Below are 18205 nucleotides of genomic sequence, written 5' to 3' on the forward strand. Positions count from 1 at the left end.
CGAGTGTGACTAAGTATGCTGATTGGCCATGGATCGTATCGCCTTCCCAATCACCGAGTCGCGTGCGTTTATCAACAATAGCTGGGCGCTCTGATATATCTTTTCGATTAGGAATGAGGTTTACACCCGCTTTTCTATTACGTTTCCCACCTTTCCAGCGCGTCTTTCCATAGCAGGGTAATGCTTGGTAAAGCACCCCTCCTTGATGTTTATCCCTCTTTATTCGATGGTAAATCGTGCTGTGACTTAAACGCTCTTTTTGTGGGACTCCCTCTCGCTTCATTCGCTGGCTGATCGACTCTGGAGACCAGCCTAAGCAAAGTCCTTTCCTAATAAAGTCATCCGTTTTATCACTGACTTTATGATGCTTTGCAGCCTCTTTCTGTCGGCCAATACTCTGGAGATGAGCGGAAGCGGCTTCATAACCGTTGGCAGACTTATTCCGTCTCAACTCACGGCTAACTGTTGAATAGTGAACGCCTACTTTGCACCCTATTTGACGTAAATTATGTTTAGTTTCTCGCAAGCTCCAAATTTGGTATCGTTGTGCCTGAGTTAGCTGGCGATAATGTGTGCTCATAGCAGACCTGTTTTTTGTGTGAGAACTGAAACGGTAACGTCAGTTAACTCACTTTTCAATCAGGTGCGTGTTGCACTTATTCTATTACTCCAGCCTTAACTCAAACCAAACTATCGACAATAATTTACCGCACACACTCTGATATGCGTGCGGTAAATCGTTTAAAACAGGACAATTAACGAACCAAAGGAACACTTCTGAATTCAACGTAAGTTGAAGAGCTTAAAGCAACCCTGAAAAGAGGGACTATATCACCACTTGAAATCACATCTGAAAATGTCATCTCAGATCTAACTAAAACTCCTTTAACTAATAGTTTGATTGGATATTTTTCATTAATTATTCTTCCATATTTAATTTTGTCGACATTGTATTGATCACCTTCAGCATCAATCAAAAAGCTTCTAGCATCTAAAGTGATTTTTTTATCACTGGAGGTGTTTTTGACTGTAAATTTACACTTAATGGATTTTGCTTTTTGGGTACATGACTTCACTGTAAACTCAACTTCATTATACACAACACGGCTTTGAGACCCTTCGGGAAGGTCAATGTCATCATTTTCAGTGAATAATTTCCGGATGGCATTCAGCTTATCTAAGTCGCTTAAAGAATCACTACCTTCTATTACTCTGCAATATAAATATATCAGCTTAGCTTTAATTACTGTTTTATTTGCATCTTTATGCTTTTCAAAAATATTTGTTGTTTCTTTATCTAAAGACAGCTTTACATTACCATCAATTGCACCAAGTTTAAAAAGTGTTGAGGCTGATCCTGCTACTTCTGCTGCGATTTTTTCACTTACTTTTGCTTGTGGATTAAGAACCTCGCAAGCACCGATCTCACTGGCATATAAGCTATTAGAAAAAGATAAAACAAACAAAAAGATCAAAAAACTAATTACTTTCACAAAAATACCCCTATATTTAAAATATAATAACTTTGCCTCACGGACTGTAGTACATTTAGCCAGTAAAGTTAAGTATCAGTAAATAGCATTAGTAATTCAATTTACCTATCTGGAAAAACACCATTAATATCCAAGGTAGCATCATCACACAAAACTTTGTACGTTTTCGAAAAAACCAAGTGAATGAAACTTCACATTTGACACTTCTGGGTTACATATAAGATACTTATGAAATACACAGGTATCAAAAATGAAAATCGACACATACTCTGCTCCGTCTAAAAACGCAGTACTTCTACTCGGTCAACTCATAGAAGTAGCTCGCAAAGAAAAAAAGTTAACGGCCACCGAAGTTGCAGAACGAGCGGGAATATCCCGTCCCTTTCTACAACGTATCGAAAACGGCGACCCCAAATGCAATATCGGTGCATTCTTCGAGGTAGCCACTATCGTTGGCGTAAAGCTGTTTGACGCTGACGAAACCAGTCTAAGCAAGCACATCCGCCAAGTAGAAGATAAGCTCACCCTTCTCCCAAAATCCATTCGTAAAAAGCAACGCAAGGTAGACGATGACTTCTAACAACTATACCGAGGCCTATGTCTGGATTTGGCTCCCCGAAGCAACCGAACCTGTTGTTGCTGGCAAGTTGGAAATGGATGGTAAAGAGCTACTCTTTAATTATGGTAAAAGCTATTTGGCGCGAGTGGATGGCGCTAACCCTGCCATTGCTATTTATGATAAAGAGTTGCCACTACAATCAGGCTCTATTCCCTTGTTAGATGGTTTGGACATGCCAAGCTGTATACGTGATGCAGCGCCTGATGCGTGGGGGCGACGCGTCATTATTAACCGAACTCTTGGGTTAAAAGGCGCGAATGCCGATACCGCACAACTTGACGAGTTGACCTACTTGCTTGAATCAGGTTCGGACAGGATTGGCGCGCTCGACTTTCAGACTTCACCGACTGAGTATGTACCTCGCTCTCCTCTTAACCCCTCGCTAGATGAGTTAATCGAGTCTGTAGGGCGTGTTCAACAAGGCATCCCGTTAACGCCTGAGCTCGACCAAGCGCTATTTCATGGTAGTTCGATTGGTGGCGCTCGCCCAAAGGCTTTAATTGAGCAGGACAATAAAAAGTATGTTGCTAAGTTTTCTGCTAGCTCAGATCTTTATAGTGTGGTGAAAGCGGAATACATAGCGATGCGTTTGGCTGCTATCGCAGGTCTAAACGTTGCACCTGTTCGACTAGTTAAAGCACTGCACAAAGATGTACTTTTGATTGAGCGCTTTGATCGCATTCACACCAAAAACGGCTGGCAACGTAAAGCCATGTTATCTGCTCTGACCTTATTTGGGCTGGACGACATGATGGCAAGGTATGCTAGCTATGAGGTACTGGCTGAATTAATCCGACACCGTTTTTCTAATCCTAAAAATACGCTTCGTGAGTTGTTTTCTCGACTGGTGTTTAACATCCTTTCAGGAAACACCGATGACCACGCCAGAAACCATGCTGCTTTTTGGGATGGTAGTCAGTTAACACTTACGCCAGCGTATGATATTTGCCCTCAAGGCCGTGCAGGTAATACGGCTTCTCAAGCAATGTTAATTCATGGAAATAATAACCTTAGCCAACTTCAAAACTGTTTAGAGGCGGCGCACAACTTTCATTTGTCAGAAGCAGAAGCTAAGGAAATAATTGAACACCAGATAAGTGTGATTAAAGGTCACTGGGCTGGTGTTTGTGATGAAGTGGAACTTAGCGAGGTAGATAGAAACTTACTCTGGGATCGACAATTTCTGAACCCGTTTGCGTTTGAGGATTATGCACGTTGAAGTAACTCCTGAAGATATCACCAATCAGCATGGTAAGCCTCTACGCTTACCATGCTGATGTCTAATTATGAGTGTATTCCGGCAAGTACAAAAATTGGTAGTGAGATACCTTTAAAACCTGTTACCTGTAATAGTTCCGATTTCATCTAGCACTAACTGAGAAAAATCCTTTATATCAGAAACACCCATAGTTTTTGACATAAGAAATTTTATAACTCAAGTAATATCAATAAAACACTTACTCAGAGATATGTAACACTTACAGCGCTTTCTCAAGTAAGTGGCGAAACCATTTAAAACAGGAAGGTGCACGCTATATCGGCGGAGTTTTATTACAACATCCGCCATTAAACCAGCTTTAGTCGCTACTTTTTTGCAAGGGTTTCTTCATTCAATAAGTACTGAATGCCACCTTCAATCTTAAGCGCCTGCTTGTCACCTTTGTGAGTTTCGCCAAGGTATTTAGCGCGTAATTTTCCCTGCTTATCAATCAGGTAAAACGTCGGCCAATACTGATTGCCTAAGGCATTCCAGTAGCTAAAGTCATTATCGATCATAATTGGCTGGTGCAATTTAAACTGCTTCGCCTTAGCTACGACATTGTTACTATCACGCTCACTGTCAAACTCAGACGCATGAACGCCAATAATCACAAAGTCCTCATCCTCTAATCGTTTCTCTAAATCATTAGCCCAAGGAAAAGAGCGGTAGCAATTCCAGCAGCCATAAGACCAAATATCCAGTAGTACTACCTTACCTTTTAAGTCAGCAAGCTTGAGTAGCTTACCGTTTATCCATTCAGATGCTTTGGAGTGTGTGAATTCGGGTGCAGGGGTGAGTTTTTTCTGACTGTCATTAGCATAGGTATTAGCAGTAAAAAGTAACAATAGCGTACCCAAGTATATTTTTATTTGAGTTGAGAAATAGGGTTTCACGATAGGTTCCTTTGTTAAGAGCTCTTCTATCTATACGTGAGAGTTAACAAAACCGATGGACTTAGATATTATTTATACATCTAGAAAAGCTTTGCAAAGTTACCAAAGCTTATGACCATAAAATGGAAAAAATAATATGAGTACCAGCACTTTCTTCGCCCTTGGCCTAGTCATTGCCATAGGCGTTATAATCGAAGCATTAAGCCTCCAAAAAAACGAAGGTCGTTTCACAAAACTGTTTATTTTCACGACTATCTTTGAGTTTGTCTGGGTGCTGGTGTGCGTCTACGCCCTGTTTACGATTAGTTTTCCGTCATGGAGCATCATCATCCCTGCCGGTTACATATCATACTTTGTCGTCGCTACTTGGCATACGCGCGGAATGACCGAAGGCATAGAGTCAATAGATGATCTAAAGACAATTCAAGCACCTACTGGAATGGTTAAAATCTCGCTACTAGCAGGTGTTATACTTTTTATACTTAATTGCATGGCCTTAACACTGATATAAAACTCTCTACCCCCTCCCATCACCCCCGTTACTCATTGTTGATAATTCCCAGCAACCACTTGCAACGATGTCTAATCCAAGCATTAACTGGGTGAACTGTTATCTGACATCGCTTTAGCAAGCAACTGTAAGCCTCGGCCAGTCTTCCCATTACCACGCTTAGCTCTAACCTTGAAACGTGTTTCAGCATCGAAGTCTGCTAACAATCATGAGAACGAGTTAGTAGAGGCATAAGCCGCCTTCACTTTCAGCATAAAATAATTATTCAAAAAATAATGCAGTTAAATAGCTCACTCATTCGTTATTTCTAGGACGGTGTTTTTTAAAACACTCCGTCACATTTTTTTTACACTTTAAAATTAATAAATATAGGAATACATTTATGAGCACGAAACAAATCTTGACTGCAGGTTTACTCTCTTTGGTTGCTGTTGGCGCACACGCTGCAGACGTTAAAAGCATCTCTAAATCAGGTGATGAGCGCTCTCAAGTAAAAGCATATGACGAAGGTCAATATGTTGTGAAATGTGTCGGTGCTGCTAAAGGTGGCGAGAATGACTGTGGCGCACTTGATGGTTCTCACGACTGCGCTGGTTTAAGCCCTAAGTCAATAGACAACAGCTTAAATGAGTGGGTTTACACAACACTTAAAGAGTGTGCTGAGCACGAAAACGGCCACTTCATGATGAAGGGTAAAGACGGCGCTGTCGCACTAGGAAAAACTGAGTTCCAAGTTAAGAAAGTCGTTAAATAAGTGAAGGATTTGCTTCCGGCTGGAATCGGACTTGGTTTCCGATTCCAGCATGCACCGATCATCCTTCGTGATAAGCCCCAAACACCGTGGTTTGAGTTAATCGCTGATGATTTACTCTTATCCAGTGGCCGGCAGCGCGTCGTTGAAAAACTGCGAGAGCATTACCCCATTGCACTGCATTCGGTAGGCTTAAACATCGCCGGCCCTGACCCGCTAGATACCGATTATTTGAATGCCTTGGTGTCGGTATACCAGCAAACAGAAGCTGCTTGGTTATCCGACCACCTGTGCTGGTCTGCTGCGGGTAAACGCCAACATTTTGACTTACTGCCCTTTGCCTTTACACGGGGTATGTTGGACTACTTATGCCCTCGTATTGACCAAGTACAGCAACGCTTGAAACGTCCACTAGTGCTGGAAAACATTAGTTACTATCAACGTTTTCAACAAGACGAAATGGGCGAATGGGAGTTTACCGCTGAGTTGATGAAGCGGACAGGCTGTAAGATGTTGTTAGACCTCAACAACCTATGGACCAATGCGACCAACTTTGACCTCAAACCGACGGCTGAACTGAGTACATTACTGCAACTCATCCCTGCTGATGGCATTGTGCAGATTCATGTCGCGGGTTCTAAGTTTCATGCGACTGATGACAGCGCTGACAATGGTTACTGGGTTGATACCCATGGCGAGCAAGTGCCTCAGGCGGTATGCGATTTGCTAAAAGCCACCTATGCAACCTGTGGTGAAATTCCTACTATCATCGAGCGAGATAATAATTTGCCAAGCTTTGATGAGTTAGAGTCTGAGCGACAAACACTGGTAGATACAATTAATGAATAAGCACTCAATCTCACCATTTTCGTTAGCACAGCAGGAAATGTCAGCACAAATTTACGCAGGAGATGAAGCTTACAAGCTTGATGATTGGCGTTGCAGTGACCGCATTCCTAAGGCGCTAGCGCTCGATATATACCAACGCAATTTGCATGGTGGGGTTGCTCAACACTTACAAGCACACTTCCCTGTTACCAATGCTTATATTGGCACTCAGGGGTATCAATTTATTTGTGCCGAGTACCTTAAAGAGTCACCACCAGAACGACCTCTGTTTACCTTATACGCGGCTCACTTTCCTGGCTTTTTACTAGAGTATGGTGAGCAACGTCCACAGCAGGCTATTTGGTCCGTCAGCGCGCGCTTGGCTCAGATCGACTTTTTTCACCATAACGCGTTTTGTGAAGATCAGCGTATTCAAGTGGAAGCGTGTTATTACCAACTTTGGATAACCTTAAAAGCACTCATGGATAGCGGGGCCGAAGCAACTGAGTTGGGACTATACCAGCGCCTTGATTTGCACCCTGAGCTTTACCAAGATGAAAGTGAGTACATCACGCTGGTGACTTTCTGGAAAGATGACGAGTTGTTTTTTATGAAAGAGGCGTTCTGAAAGTACTGATGCCATTGACCCCGTTACCCATTGTTAATATTCCCCAGCAACTCTGTATTTAAATTAACCAACCATGCTAAATTAAATCCCCCGCTATCTTCATAAGGCCGCTCATATGACTCAGATACCCGACTTAGATTCGCACCTCTACCTAGAAGAAGTACTTGGTGACAAAGCGCTCACCAAAGTAAGAGCATGGAACGAAACCGCCAAGCAGCGACTAGAAAGCGACCCGCGCTTTAAAGCCATGGAAGCGGACGCCAACGAGATCGCTAACTCCAAAGATAAGATCCCTTTTGTCAGCTACCGTAACGGTAAACTGTTCAACTTCTGGCAAGACGAGGACCACGTAAGAGGCATCTTGCGCTCGACTAATTTAGACAGCTACATGACCAATGAGCCAGTGTGGGAAACCATTCTCGACATTGACGCACTAGCCAAAGAAGAAGACAAAAACTGGGTTTTCGCAGGCACCACAACCCTTAGTACCGACGAGTCAAAGTGCTTAGTAAACCTGTCCGATGGCGGCAAAGATGCAAGCTTGACTCGCGAGTTTGATGCCGTTAAAAAGTGTTTCGTCGAAGATGGTTTTATCACAGAAGAGTCAAAAGGTAACGCCTCATGGCTTGACGAAAACACACTATTGATTGCCGTTGATTTTGGCAAAGGCAGCATGACTGACTCGGGCTACCCGATGATCTCAAAGCTGTGGAAACGTGGCACTGATCTGGCCGATGCGACTGAGCTTATGCGAGGCGAGCAAACGGATGTTTACGTTTATACGTACTGCATGGAGCTTAGTAATGGCCAGCGCGAGATTATGGTACATCGTGCAGTGACATTCTTCACCTCAGAAACTTATTGGCTACCAGCGGATACACTGGAGCCTGTTAAGCTCCCTATCCCTGAAAAGTCGAGCCTCAACTCAGAGTTTAAAGGTCAGTTACTACTCACACTAAATGAAGACTGGCGCGATTTTAAAAGCGGCGATCTGTTGTCATTCTCTGTAGAAGACTTCATGAAAACAGGTGAAATTGCCGAGCTAAACTTGGTGTATTCACCCAATGAACGCACCTCTATCGGTTCAATCTCAGCCACACGCTCCAAGCTACTGATTAGCTTATTTGAAAACGTTGCTGGTCAAGCGTACTCCTTTGATTGGGACGGTAAAGCGTGGTCTTCAGGAGCTATTGAGTTACCCGGTATTGGCTCTGTTTATATCACTGCGTCGAACGATAAAGAGGACAAAGCATTCCTTGTGACCGATGGCTTTTTAGCGCCTAGTTCGCTTTGGTTATATGACACACTCTCCAAAGAATTAGAGCTGGCTAAGTCACTACCTTCTTGGTTTGACGCGTCATCCATGGTCGTCGAGCAGTTCGAAGCCGCATCTACCGATGGCACGCTTATCCCCTACTTTGTTGTGCGTCATAAAGACTGCAAGTTAGACGGCAAAAACCCAACCTTATTGTACGGCTATGGTGGCTTTGAAGTCTCACTCACACCCAGCTACGGCGCTGTTCGTGGCAAGCTTTGGTTAGAGCAAGGCGGGGTTTACGTCCAAGCGAATATTCGTGGTGGCGGTGAGTTTGGCCCTAAGTGGCATCAAGCAGGCCTTAAAACTAAGCGCCAAGTGGTGTTTGATGACTTCATTGCGGTCGCAGAAGACCTAATTGAAAAGAAAATCACCTCGCCTAAACACTTAGGTGTACAAGGTGGTTCAAATGGCGGATTGCTAGTTGGGGTGATGTTTACCCAGCGCCCTGACCTATTCAATGCCGTGATTTGTGCTGTGCCACTACTGGATATGATGCGTTACCACACACTCCTCGCCGGTGCGTCATGGGTGGGCGAATACGGTAATCCTGAAGATGCCGTTGAAGGTGATTTTTTACGCTCCATTTCGCCTTATCACAACGTTAAAGCCGACATGGATTACCCTGAAATATTCTTCGTCACATCAACCAAAGATGACCGTGTTCACCCTGGCCATGCGCGTAAAATGGCGGCACGTTTAGAAGACATGAGTTATAGCTTTCTGTATTACGAAAACATCGATGGTGGGCACAGTGCAGCGGCTAACCTAAAAGAGTCATCCAAACAACGCGCGCTAGAGTTCACGTATCTATTGCAAAAACTCAGTGGCTAATCAATCTGTCATTTAACGGTTTTGACTTCGTAGGGCTTACGCCCATACGGAGTCATTGCTTAGTATAAACGCATCATAACAGTGCATTCTTATATAAAGTCGCGGCTACAGATGCTGCGGTTAGCATGACAATAGCCATTCAGTACAAAGAGTTAGCAATACCCCGCAAATGGCATGTTTTTTGCTCCATATTAAATATAGATTAATCAATATGGGCTATATACATGACCGCACCTCAGCAAAAAGCAGTGCCGCTCCAACAGCTCAAATCAAAAAACGCCTTTACCCCTGATCAAAAAAAATTCCTCGCAAACAGTTTAATGGCGCTCAATATGCACTTACTCAAAGGCAAAAGTGCCGGTGAGCAAGCGGACATCGACAAAACATTTTGGGGAACGCCTCTCGATGACTTGTGCAAGCAAGAGCTAGCCAAGCATGACAATAACATTCTCGATATCTGGTCGCGCTTAGTCGAGCACGACAAGCAAGGTCAAATCGCCGAAGGTATTGACGACTTTATGTTCCGTCACTACGGCATGTTTAACGTCGAACCGAATAGCCCCGGTTATATGTGCCGCATGCGCCTCCCCTCTTGTAAAATTCGTGGCGACCAGTTGCGTGTGCTCGGTGATATGGCAGAGAACATTGCAGGTGGTTATGCGCACCTCACAACGCGTGGCAATTTCCAGTTTCGTGAGATCATGCCTAACCGCTTGATTGAATGGCTGACAGCACTCAATGACTACGGTTTAACCTGTCATGGTACGGGCGCAGATAGTGCACGAAATATCACAGCGACCCCGACTGCAGGCTTTGACCCTGTTGAGCTAATCGACTTACACCACTACGGTATTGAGTTAGGCCAGCGCATTTTACGCACACGTGACCTGCAAGGCTTACCGCGTAAGTTTAACTTCTCGTTTGATAATGGCGGCTCAATTTCTTGCGTGTCAGACACCAACGACGTTGGCTTTGTCGCGACAGAGACCTTAGATAATGACCAAGGCATTGAGCCGGGCATTTATTGTCGTTTGATTTTAGGGGGCATCACTGGGCACAAAGACTTCGCTCGTGATACTGGCGTTATCTGCCGACCTGAAGATACGCCTGAGATTTCTGAAGCGATTTTACGTGTTTTCTTGGAGCATGGTGACCGCACAAACCGTAACAAAGCACGCTTAAAGTATGTACTCGATGAACACGGTTTTGACTGGACGATTGAGCGTATACAAGAGTCACTTGATAGCGTCGGTAATGGTGTGCAACTACTCAAGCTTGACACCAAATTTGATGCACCTCATGCGCCCATCAACCGACAAGGTCACATCGGTATCCACCCACAGTCGCAAGAAGGCCTCAAGTATATTGGCATCACGTTAAACGTGGGTCACATGACGCCTGAACAGATGCGTCGTGTCGGTGACTTGGCTATGCGCTATGGCAAAAACGATGTGCGCTTAACCGTGTGGCAGAACGTTATTATTCCCCATATTCCAGATGCTGACGTCGCAGCCGTTGTTGCAGAAATCGAAGCAATGGGCTTAAGCACTTCAGCAACTTCATTTGCAGCAGGCGCAATCTCTTGTACTGGCCGCTGGGGCTGCAAGTTGGCTAACGCTTACACCAAGCAAGACACCGAAAACCTAGTTAAACACCTTCAAGCACGCTTTGAGTTAGACCAGCCCATCAATATTCACACGACTGGCTGTAAAAACTCCTGCGCGCAGCACTACATTGGTGACATCGGTTTGATTGGTGCATCGGCACCTGACGGCGGCGAAGGCTACATTATTTTTGTTGGTGGCGGTTGTGACCAAGACCAAGGCTTAGCACGTGAACTACACGGCCCTATCGCAGCCAGTGAACTGCCTGAGTGGTGTGAGAAAATTATCGGTAATTACCTAGCCTCACGCCAAGACAGTGAGTCTTTCTTAGACTTCACTCGACGTCACGAACAAGCTGATTTGCAAGCTATCCTGCTACGCTAACCAACCTATACGGCACACTTATGAATAACGATTTCATCAATCAACTCGCCACTATTATTGACACGCAGGCTAATGATCCCACTGTTGTTGAACTGCCAGAGGACGCGCCTTTCGAAGCCGAACAGCGTGAATGGCTTAGCGGATTATTAACAGCTTATCGCACCATTGCACAGGCCGCTGCTAGCGCCAATGAAGATGTAGTTGGCACGCCCATGCAGATCTACTACGGCTCACAGTCGGGTAACGCTGAAGTACTTGTTAAAGACCTCAAAAAATATGCAGCGACTCAAGGCTTTGAAGCCAGCATCGATGAGCTAGACTCGATTACACCAGCAGAGCTTGCCGCACACTCTCACATACTGATTGTCTGCTCGACATTTGGTGAGGGTGAGCCGCCTGATAACGCAAAGCACTTCTACACATCACTTATGGAAGACGAAGCGCTAGCACTACCTGACACGCTTAACTTTAGCGTGTGTGGCTTAGGTGACTCGAGCTACGCATTCTTTAATAAGTGCGGTGAAGACATCAGTCAGAAGCTCAGTGCTGCAGGCGCAGTCAACTGCCAAGATTTCATCGCCTGTGACGTCGACTTTGACGATAGCTATGGAGAATGGAAAGGCTCGGTCTTTGAAACAGAAGTGTTTAAGTCTGCGGCGGGTGCTGCCAACACATCGGTTGCAGCTAATGACGATGACATTCCTGCCTATGACAAAAACCGTCCGTTTATTGGTAACCTAATTAGCGGGCAAAACTTAAGTGCCGAGCAGTCTGCTAAGCGAGTAAATCACATCGAAATCTCACTAGCCGGTGGCGGTGAAGATATGCACTATGATGTAGGTGATGCGCTGGGTGTGTGGCCACTTAACTGCCCAGCTGAAGTCGAAGAAATCTTAGCTGCAGGTGGCTTTACAGGCCGCGAAGTGGTTGAACAAAAGAATGGCTCCGCCTCGCTTCGTGTACTACTGAATACCAAACTTGATATCACCACCGTCAACGCTAAGGCGTTAGAGACCTGGGGTATTGAAAGCGTTGAAGATGACTTCCAAGTGATCGACGTACTCACTCAACTAAAGCCAGGTTTAGATGCACAGACCTTAGTGAATGGACTGCGAACGCTTCAGCCACGACTTTACTCAATCGCTTCAAGCCCGAAAAAGCACCCCAGCGAAGTTCACTTAACCATTGGTGAAGTTCACTATGACTTATTCGAGAAAGCCCGCAAAGGTGTTGCCTCAACCTTCCTTGGCAACCGCCTCACCTCAGGTGGAAACTTTGGTGTGTACATACAATCCTCAGCACACTTTCACATTCCAGTGAATGATGAAGCACCACTGATAATGATTGGACCAGGCACCGGTATTGCGCCCTTCCGCGCCTTCTTAGAAGAACGTGAAATGCGTCAGGCAATCGGTAAAAACTGGTTGTTCTTCGGTGATCAACACGAAGCGCAAGACTTCTTGTACCGTGATGAAATTGCTGCATGGCAAGACAGTGGACTACTGACTGAAACCAGCTTAGCGTGGTCGCGTGACACGGATAAAAAAGTCTACGTGCAAACGCATATTCTTGAGCAAGGAGAGCAGTTCTATGAGTGGCTAGAGTCTGGTGCTTATATCTATATTTGTGGTGATGCGTCGCGCATGGCAGCGGACGTTGATAAGGCTATTCGTCAGGTTATTGCTGAGCATGGCGGGCTGGATGAGGCTGCTGTTGAGGCTTATATGAATAAGCTGGGTGATGAGCATCGCTACCAGAGGGATGTTTACTAGCAACAAAATGTATGGTCTGCCCCGTTGTTACAAGAACAATTTTTGATGACGGGAGCGGGTCTGCGTAGAAGCTTAGTTAGCCTCAGGCTTACCGTACATAGGTAAGTTCCATAATTGATTATTGGCTGTTCTAAAGTAACTCAACAATAGCAGCCACATAACCATCAAGACATCAAACCCTCCTCCACCTGATTCAGAGTTAGTTGCAGTAGTCGTTTCCTCAAGTTTAAACTGAGGAGTCTCTGACTGCTGAATCACTAAATACGTCACCCTTTCTGCCTCCTCTAAAGTTGTTTCATTCACAGGAATTTCCACATCAACGGTACCCTGCCCCACCGCAATAGACACCACTCCCGTAAAGCTTTCTTCCTTAGCCACTGTAGAGGTGACTTGGTAGTTGACCACAATTTTTTCTTTTGCCTTATTTGAGAGAAGTAGAGGATAAATTAGGGTCTGTTCACCCATTTCATTCAATCCCATTCTTGGCTTATCAATGCTTAATGTTGGCAAATCTGGAGTAATAGAGTGCTTCGTACTGCTCACAGCAAAGAAAATATTATCACTACAACTTAATTTAATATTCTCTTGGTGAACGGGATTAAATCCCTTTGGTATAAGCACAGTCTCACGGCCATCATTCGGTGTATTTCTTAAAATGGGCGTATGTTTACCTTTATCCATAATGAAACCAATATCCACAAATTCGCAATTGATCGGTGGAAGGTTGGTAGCTGCTACATTCCACTTTAGATCAAAGGTTTCGCCAGGAGCCAACTTTTCAGCAATATCATTACTCGTAATCGCAAACGGCTCACTAGTAGCAGCGACACTCACTTTCATTTCATCAGTTCCAATACCACCCATATTATCCCGAACAATTAATGAGAAGTTCATCTCTCTAGCAGTTAAAGGTAACAACTCTCCCGCTGCTAGCTTGTTTCGGAGTAAATCTTTCAAACGAGGAATATGTCGAGTCGGATGAGGGCTGGGCTTCCATACCCTAAACAATGGATTATCACCTAAGTCACTATGCACATCTGATGCAGTGCCTACGTCAACTTGCTCCCATGAATAGGTCAAATGCTGTTTATCAATATCGAAAGCTGACCCTGTTAATTCAAAGGGTGTTTGCTCAGGAATAACGTAATCACTGCCAGCATCCACTTGTGGGTCATTGTTGATACTTGGCACAACAGCTCCACAACTGGCTCCATTATCTTCACGGGTAAATTTCATTACCTGCGCGATACTCATACTATGAAAATAAGGGTCTGTATTAAGTTGCAGATCATCGTCCCCACAAATACCAGCATATCCCATAATAGTACTTCCACTGCCGGGCTCGACTGCAGAGCTTGATGCGCGACTGTAAGAGGTACAGTTTCGCTGAGTACCATTAAAGGTATGCAAAGCGCCCAACTGATGCCCTATTTCATGAGCTACATAGTCAACATTGAACGATTCTCCATGAGGTGAATTAGAGCCCGTGACACCACCTGCCTTGTATTGGCCACACACAGAGCCAATAAAAGCCAACCCACCTATTCTTCCCGTTCCAAAAACGTGCCCAATATCATAATTTTCACTGCCTATAAGTGCATTGATAGCAATAATGTTTTCTGCCACCATATCGACGGCGTCGTGGCTACTGTAAGGATCAAAGGATGGATCTAAAAAAAGAAGTTTATCGTTATCATCAACAAGCTCTAACCTAACGTTAAAATCACGTTCAAAGATCTGATTAATACGATTAACCGTTGTTGTCATACCCGCTAACGCTAGCGCTTTTGTTCCACCAAAAAGTTGCGTATATTCACCCGTCGCTGCTAATGCAAGACGATATGTCCTCAAACCTATCGATGGTTTACGAGACAACTCTAAAGCAGAGTCATGCCTCTCCTCCTCAACTTCTTGTGTACTGCAACTGAACGTTGAGTCACTCTGTGTATTGTTAGCACGGTTGCTAAAAACGGTGTATAGCGATGTCTGAGGTTGCCCTATTTGATACTCTGGATCGATTGTAATGAGATTACCGTTTAGATAATAAGACCCATGAAAACCACGAGGACCTATATCTATTCGTCCATAGGCATCGCTATTGCCAACACCCGTTATTTTCCATGTTTGTATATCTGGGTAACGTGCAGCAAGCGCTGGTGATAAGACCGAATCCAACTCAGTTCTAAACGTAAGATACTGACCATCAGGCGTTGGTAGAGAAATAAATGCCCCTAAATCCCCCCCATCTGAATAACTTGTTATGTGCTCTTTAAATGCCATCATATCAAATTGCATTCGGCGTCCAATATATTCATGCCTTTCGCCTGAAGGATGCGTTATTTCAAACTCATGATGAGCATCTATCTCCGACCAATAGGCCGCACTTGCAAAGACATGTTGTGACAGCAGAACAATAAAACATAAAAACAGCCTTCTCATTTCGACCTCCTAGACAGCTATAACATTAAAGAACGACTCACCCCTGAGGGTGATATCAAAGTTCTAAAGTTAAGCTATCACGCGGAAACTGAACCTAAAAAAACCTAGGCTGAATAGCCATTAAGTTTCATTTCAACTGGTGTCAGTTAAATCTACACAAGCATTAAAACCAAGCAAACAAACAACAAGATAAAGTTACTTTTCAATCAATTACAACTCAAAAAAAAATGGATAATAAAATACAAAAAAAATTCGTACCCAGACAAGCGGTCGATCACAAATAACAGACTCAAGACGACATTCTCACAAAACACTACATTTGTGTGATTACTAAGCTAAATAAAAGTAAATATCAGCCTCAACTAATATACAAGTAAGCATAGTGAAATATTTCCCATCACACATACGCACCAAAATAGAGCAACTATAAGAATTTGGTTTTTTTATGTATGTGGCAGAATTATTATCGTTATGTAGCCTGCTCCATTAGAGCCACTCCTATATCTACAAGCCATAACACTTTTAGCAAAGCGGTTAATCTTGCAATAATGTTTCAACTAAATTGCTAACTAAGTAACCTATCGTTTAATATAAAAGGATAAAATTAAGCCAATAAGACAATACTCAATGACCAGCAAACAAAAAAGAATCTACAAATTCACTAAATACTTAACATTTCCATTACTACTAAGCTTTAGCCTCGCTGCCTGTAACTCTAGCAACTCTTCCAGTGAAACAACCACTGACCCTGACCTGTTAACAGGTAAAATTACGGGTGTTTCTGTTGAGGGTTTAAGCTACCAAACGGAGTCGCAATCAGGCGTAACAACAGCTGATAGTACCTTCACTTTTAAAGAAGGCGAATCAGTCTCTTTCTTTATCGGTGATATTGCCATTGGCCAAGCCAGCGCCGCGGCTGAGCTTACGCTGTTTGATTTAGTGGGTATTGCTGACCCTGACTCACTTGCCGATGGAGCAGAAACAAAGCTAAAACAAACGACAAGAAGCTCGTTTCAGTTTGAACACCTAAGTAACTTAGTTGTGCTGTTAACTGCGCTTGATGAAGACGGTGATTTTGCTAACGGCGTTGTTATACCAGCAAGCTTAGAAAGTGTTGCGCAAGGTAAAACACTGGATATTTTAGGCAGTAAAACCAAGACATTTAAGTACGACTTAAATGGCAGTGAGTTATTAAGCGAAGCGGTTACAGAGGGAATTTGGCAGAGTACTCCGACGATCGTTTCTCCGGGTGCAGCATTAGATGCTTTTTATGCAGCTATGGGCATAACACCTGAAGTTTACACGACCGCCAAAGAGCTCTATGACACTGATGAAGATGGCAATGCCGACTTCACAACAAGCTATGCATTTGATGATGCAGGTAACCTTGTTAGCAAGACTAGAGAGACGGATGACTTAAGTACAAGTGAAGTCACTACGTACACTTATGATGATAGCGCAAGAAATATAGGTATTTATCGAGAAAGTAATGAAAATGGCCGTACTTACTTCTCTCAACAAGAAAAAGCTTTTGATGCCGAGGGCAGAGAAATACTGAGTCAAACCGACTCAGATGGTAATGGTATTTTTGAGGTTCGTAGAGTGACTGAAACAGAGTATTACGAGTCGGGCTACCCCTCATATAATAAACAAAGTGATGAACAGTTCTCTGAAACCACAGGCGAGCTACTATTCCTTTCCGCATATACTACAAAGTACGACACGCAAGGTAATCATACTTACCAAAGCAACACCTCCCAAAATAACTACGATGGTCAGACATCCTCTCAAAGCATAACTTACACATTTGACTCAGCAGGTAATAGAACAAAGGAAGAAATAGATAACGATGGCGATGGTACTGCTGATGTTATTCATAGCTATGGATACAACGATGAGCAAAAACAGATACTAGAAGAGTCTGATTTAAATGGTGACGGCGAGATAGATACAAGAGAAACAGCCATCTTTGACGAAAGTACCAATACAGCTACATTAAGTTATGACAGCAATGCTGATGGCGTTATAGATAACATTTCTACTGCAGTTTATGACGATAATAACAATATAATCAGCCAGCGTATTGATGAAGGTAATGATGGCACTTTTGAGGAAGTGACTACTTGGGACTATATCTATAATTCCGAAGGCTTTGCTTTAAGTACGAATGAAGTCAGCGAAACCTCTCCAGAAAAAAACCAACTAACGACATATACTTTTGATGATGAAGGCAGGTTATTAACTTTTTCCTATATATATGCTAATGCGCCCGAGCAAAATTACCTGCAGACTATTGCCTATGACGAGGCAGGCGAAGCTACTTTCTATTCAGTCGAACACGGTGTTATCAATACAGACTACTACTATCGTACTACGACAGTTATACATGACACTTACGGTGGACAAACAACGACTGAGTACGACTCAAATAATGAAATTAAGTCAGTTGACAGTCTACTCTATGATGATCGAGGGAACCAAATTGAAGAGTCATCAAGTGATACATATGAAAGTGGCATATCAACCTACAAGACAACTTGGACTTACAACAGCGATGATCAAGTGATTACTGAGTCTGTTTTTAGAGCGAGCGAAGAATACTCAAACACAACATATGCCTATGATGAGCAAGGTGAACTCATTTTAACTACCTCAACTATTTTATCCGATCAGGGTGGCAGAGAAGGTGAGGTTACAACCATCACTTACGAGTTCGCTGATCTAGGATCATGGCAGGCGCTATATCGTCGACTAGATTGATAGTAATTTTCTACCACTCTAAAATAGGGTTAGTAACACTGGGCGACTCTCTTGAGTCGCCCTTTTATTTGTCCAAATTGTAAGTACCGAGAAACTCGATTACTATTGATGAA

14 protein-coding genes are annotated in these 18205 nt (G+C 43.6%); 10 read left to right on the top strand and 4 right to left on the bottom strand.

The window, feature by feature from the left end; all coding sequences use genetic code 11:
- Nucleotides 1-580: IS30 family transposase (locus tag DKT75_RS09110; protein ID WP_109823118.1), on the bottom strand; the 580-nt coding region annotated here is incomplete at its 3' end.
- 175 nt (nucleotides 581-755) lie between these two features.
- Nucleotides 756-1493 carry a hypothetical protein gene (locus tag DKT75_RS09115; protein ID WP_109823119.1) on the bottom strand — a complete coding sequence of 246 codons (738 nt, stop codon included), beginning with the start codon at nucleotides 1491-1493 and terminating at the stop codon, nucleotides 756-758.
- 250 nt (nucleotides 1494-1743) lie between these two features.
- On the opposite strand from DKT75_RS09115, the gene DKT75_RS09120 reads away from it, so the two are divergent.
- Together DKT75_RS09120 and DKT75_RS09125 are read left to right on the top strand one after the other, a co-directional pair.
- Entirely contained in the window at nucleotides 1744-2073 is a 330-nt protein-coding gene (locus DKT75_RS09120; protein WP_109823120.1) for a helix-turn-helix domain-containing protein, read from the top strand.
- Nucleotides 2063-3331, top strand: coding sequence for a type II toxin-antitoxin system HipA family toxin (locus DKT75_RS09125; RefSeq protein WP_109823121.1), 1269 nt, complete (start codon nucleotides 2063-2065; stop codon nucleotides 3329-3331). Before DKT75_RS09120 ends, DKT75_RS09125 begins: the two co-directional genes overlap by 11 nt.
- Nucleotides 3332-3696: 365 nt before the next feature.
- Here the strand turns inward: DKT75_RS09125 and DKT75_RS09130 are convergent, their stop codons facing one another.
- Entirely contained in the window at nucleotides 3697-4266 is a 570-nt protein-coding gene (locus tag DKT75_RS09130) for a redoxin domain-containing protein (protein ID WP_158278825.1), read from the bottom strand.
- Between the two features lie 136 nt (nucleotides 4267-4402).
- Here DKT75_RS09130 and DKT75_RS09135 point away from each other — a divergent pair, with 136 nt between their 5' ends.
- From DKT75_RS09135 to DKT75_RS09165, 7 genes are all read left to right on the top strand, one after another.
- Nucleotides 4403-4777, top strand: a complete 375-nt coding sequence (locus tag DKT75_RS09135; RefSeq protein WP_109823123.1) for a hypothetical protein — start codon at nucleotides 4403-4405, stop codon at nucleotides 4775-4777.
- A 382-nt stretch (nucleotides 4778-5159) separates the two neighbouring features.
- Complete coding sequence (bufA1, locus tag DKT75_RS09140) at nucleotides 5160-5531, top strand: BufA1 family periplasmic bufferin-type metallophore (protein ID WP_109823124.1); 372 nt, start codon at nucleotides 5160-5162, stop codon at nucleotides 5529-5531.
- Complete coding sequence (locus DKT75_RS09145) at nucleotides 5532-6377, top strand: MbnB/TglH/ChrH family RiPP precursor modification enzyme (RefSeq protein ID WP_109823125.1); 846 nt, start codon at nucleotides 5532-5534, stop codon at nucleotides 6375-6377.
- A complete protein-coding gene (locus DKT75_RS09150; protein ID WP_109823126.1) occupies nucleotides 6370-6984 on the top strand; it encodes an HvfC/BufC family peptide modification chaperone in 615 nt (204 codons plus the stop codon). The genes DKT75_RS09145 and DKT75_RS09150 overlap by 8 nt, the downstream gene beginning before the upstream one ends.
- A 115-nt stretch (nucleotides 6985-7099) precedes the next feature.
- Nucleotides 7100-9133 carry a prolyl oligopeptidase family serine peptidase gene (locus DKT75_RS09155; RefSeq protein WP_109823127.1) on the top strand — a complete coding sequence of 678 codons (2034 nt, stop codon included), beginning with the start codon at nucleotides 7100-7102 and terminating at the stop codon, nucleotides 9131-9133.
- Between the two features lie 224 nt (nucleotides 9134-9357).
- On the top strand, nucleotides 9358-11121 hold the full coding sequence (locus tag DKT75_RS09160; protein ID WP_109823128.1) for a NirA family protein: 1764 nt from the start codon (nucleotides 9358-9360) through the stop codon (nucleotides 11119-11121).
- 20 nt (nucleotides 11122-11141) lie between these two features.
- Nucleotides 11142-12893 (top strand): diflavin oxidoreductase, encoded by a 1752-nt coding sequence (locus DKT75_RS09165; RefSeq protein WP_109823129.1) that lies wholly within the window; start codon nucleotides 11142-11144, stop codon nucleotides 12891-12893.
- A gap of 72 nt (nucleotides 12894-12965) precedes the next feature.
- Here the strand turns inward: DKT75_RS09165 and DKT75_RS09170 are convergent, their stop codons facing one another.
- Nucleotides 12966-15332, bottom strand: a complete 2367-nt coding sequence (locus tag DKT75_RS09170; protein ID WP_109823130.1) for a reprolysin-like metallopeptidase — start codon at nucleotides 15330-15332, stop codon at nucleotides 12966-12968.
- 627 nt (nucleotides 15333-15959) lie between these two features.
- Between DKT75_RS09170 and DKT75_RS09175 the strand changes: the two genes are divergently transcribed.
- Nucleotides 15960-18092 (top strand): RHS repeat domain-containing protein, encoded by a 2133-nt coding sequence (locus tag DKT75_RS09175; protein WP_109823131.1) that lies wholly within the window; start codon nucleotides 15960-15962, stop codon nucleotides 18090-18092.
- Nucleotides 18093-18205: the final 113 nt, after the last annotated feature.

The sequence above is a fragment of the Leucothrix arctica genome (assembly GCF_003172895.1).
In the GTDB taxonomy this organism is placed as follows: domain Bacteria; phylum Pseudomonadota; class Gammaproteobacteria; order Thiotrichales; family Thiotrichaceae; genus Leucothrix; species Leucothrix arctica.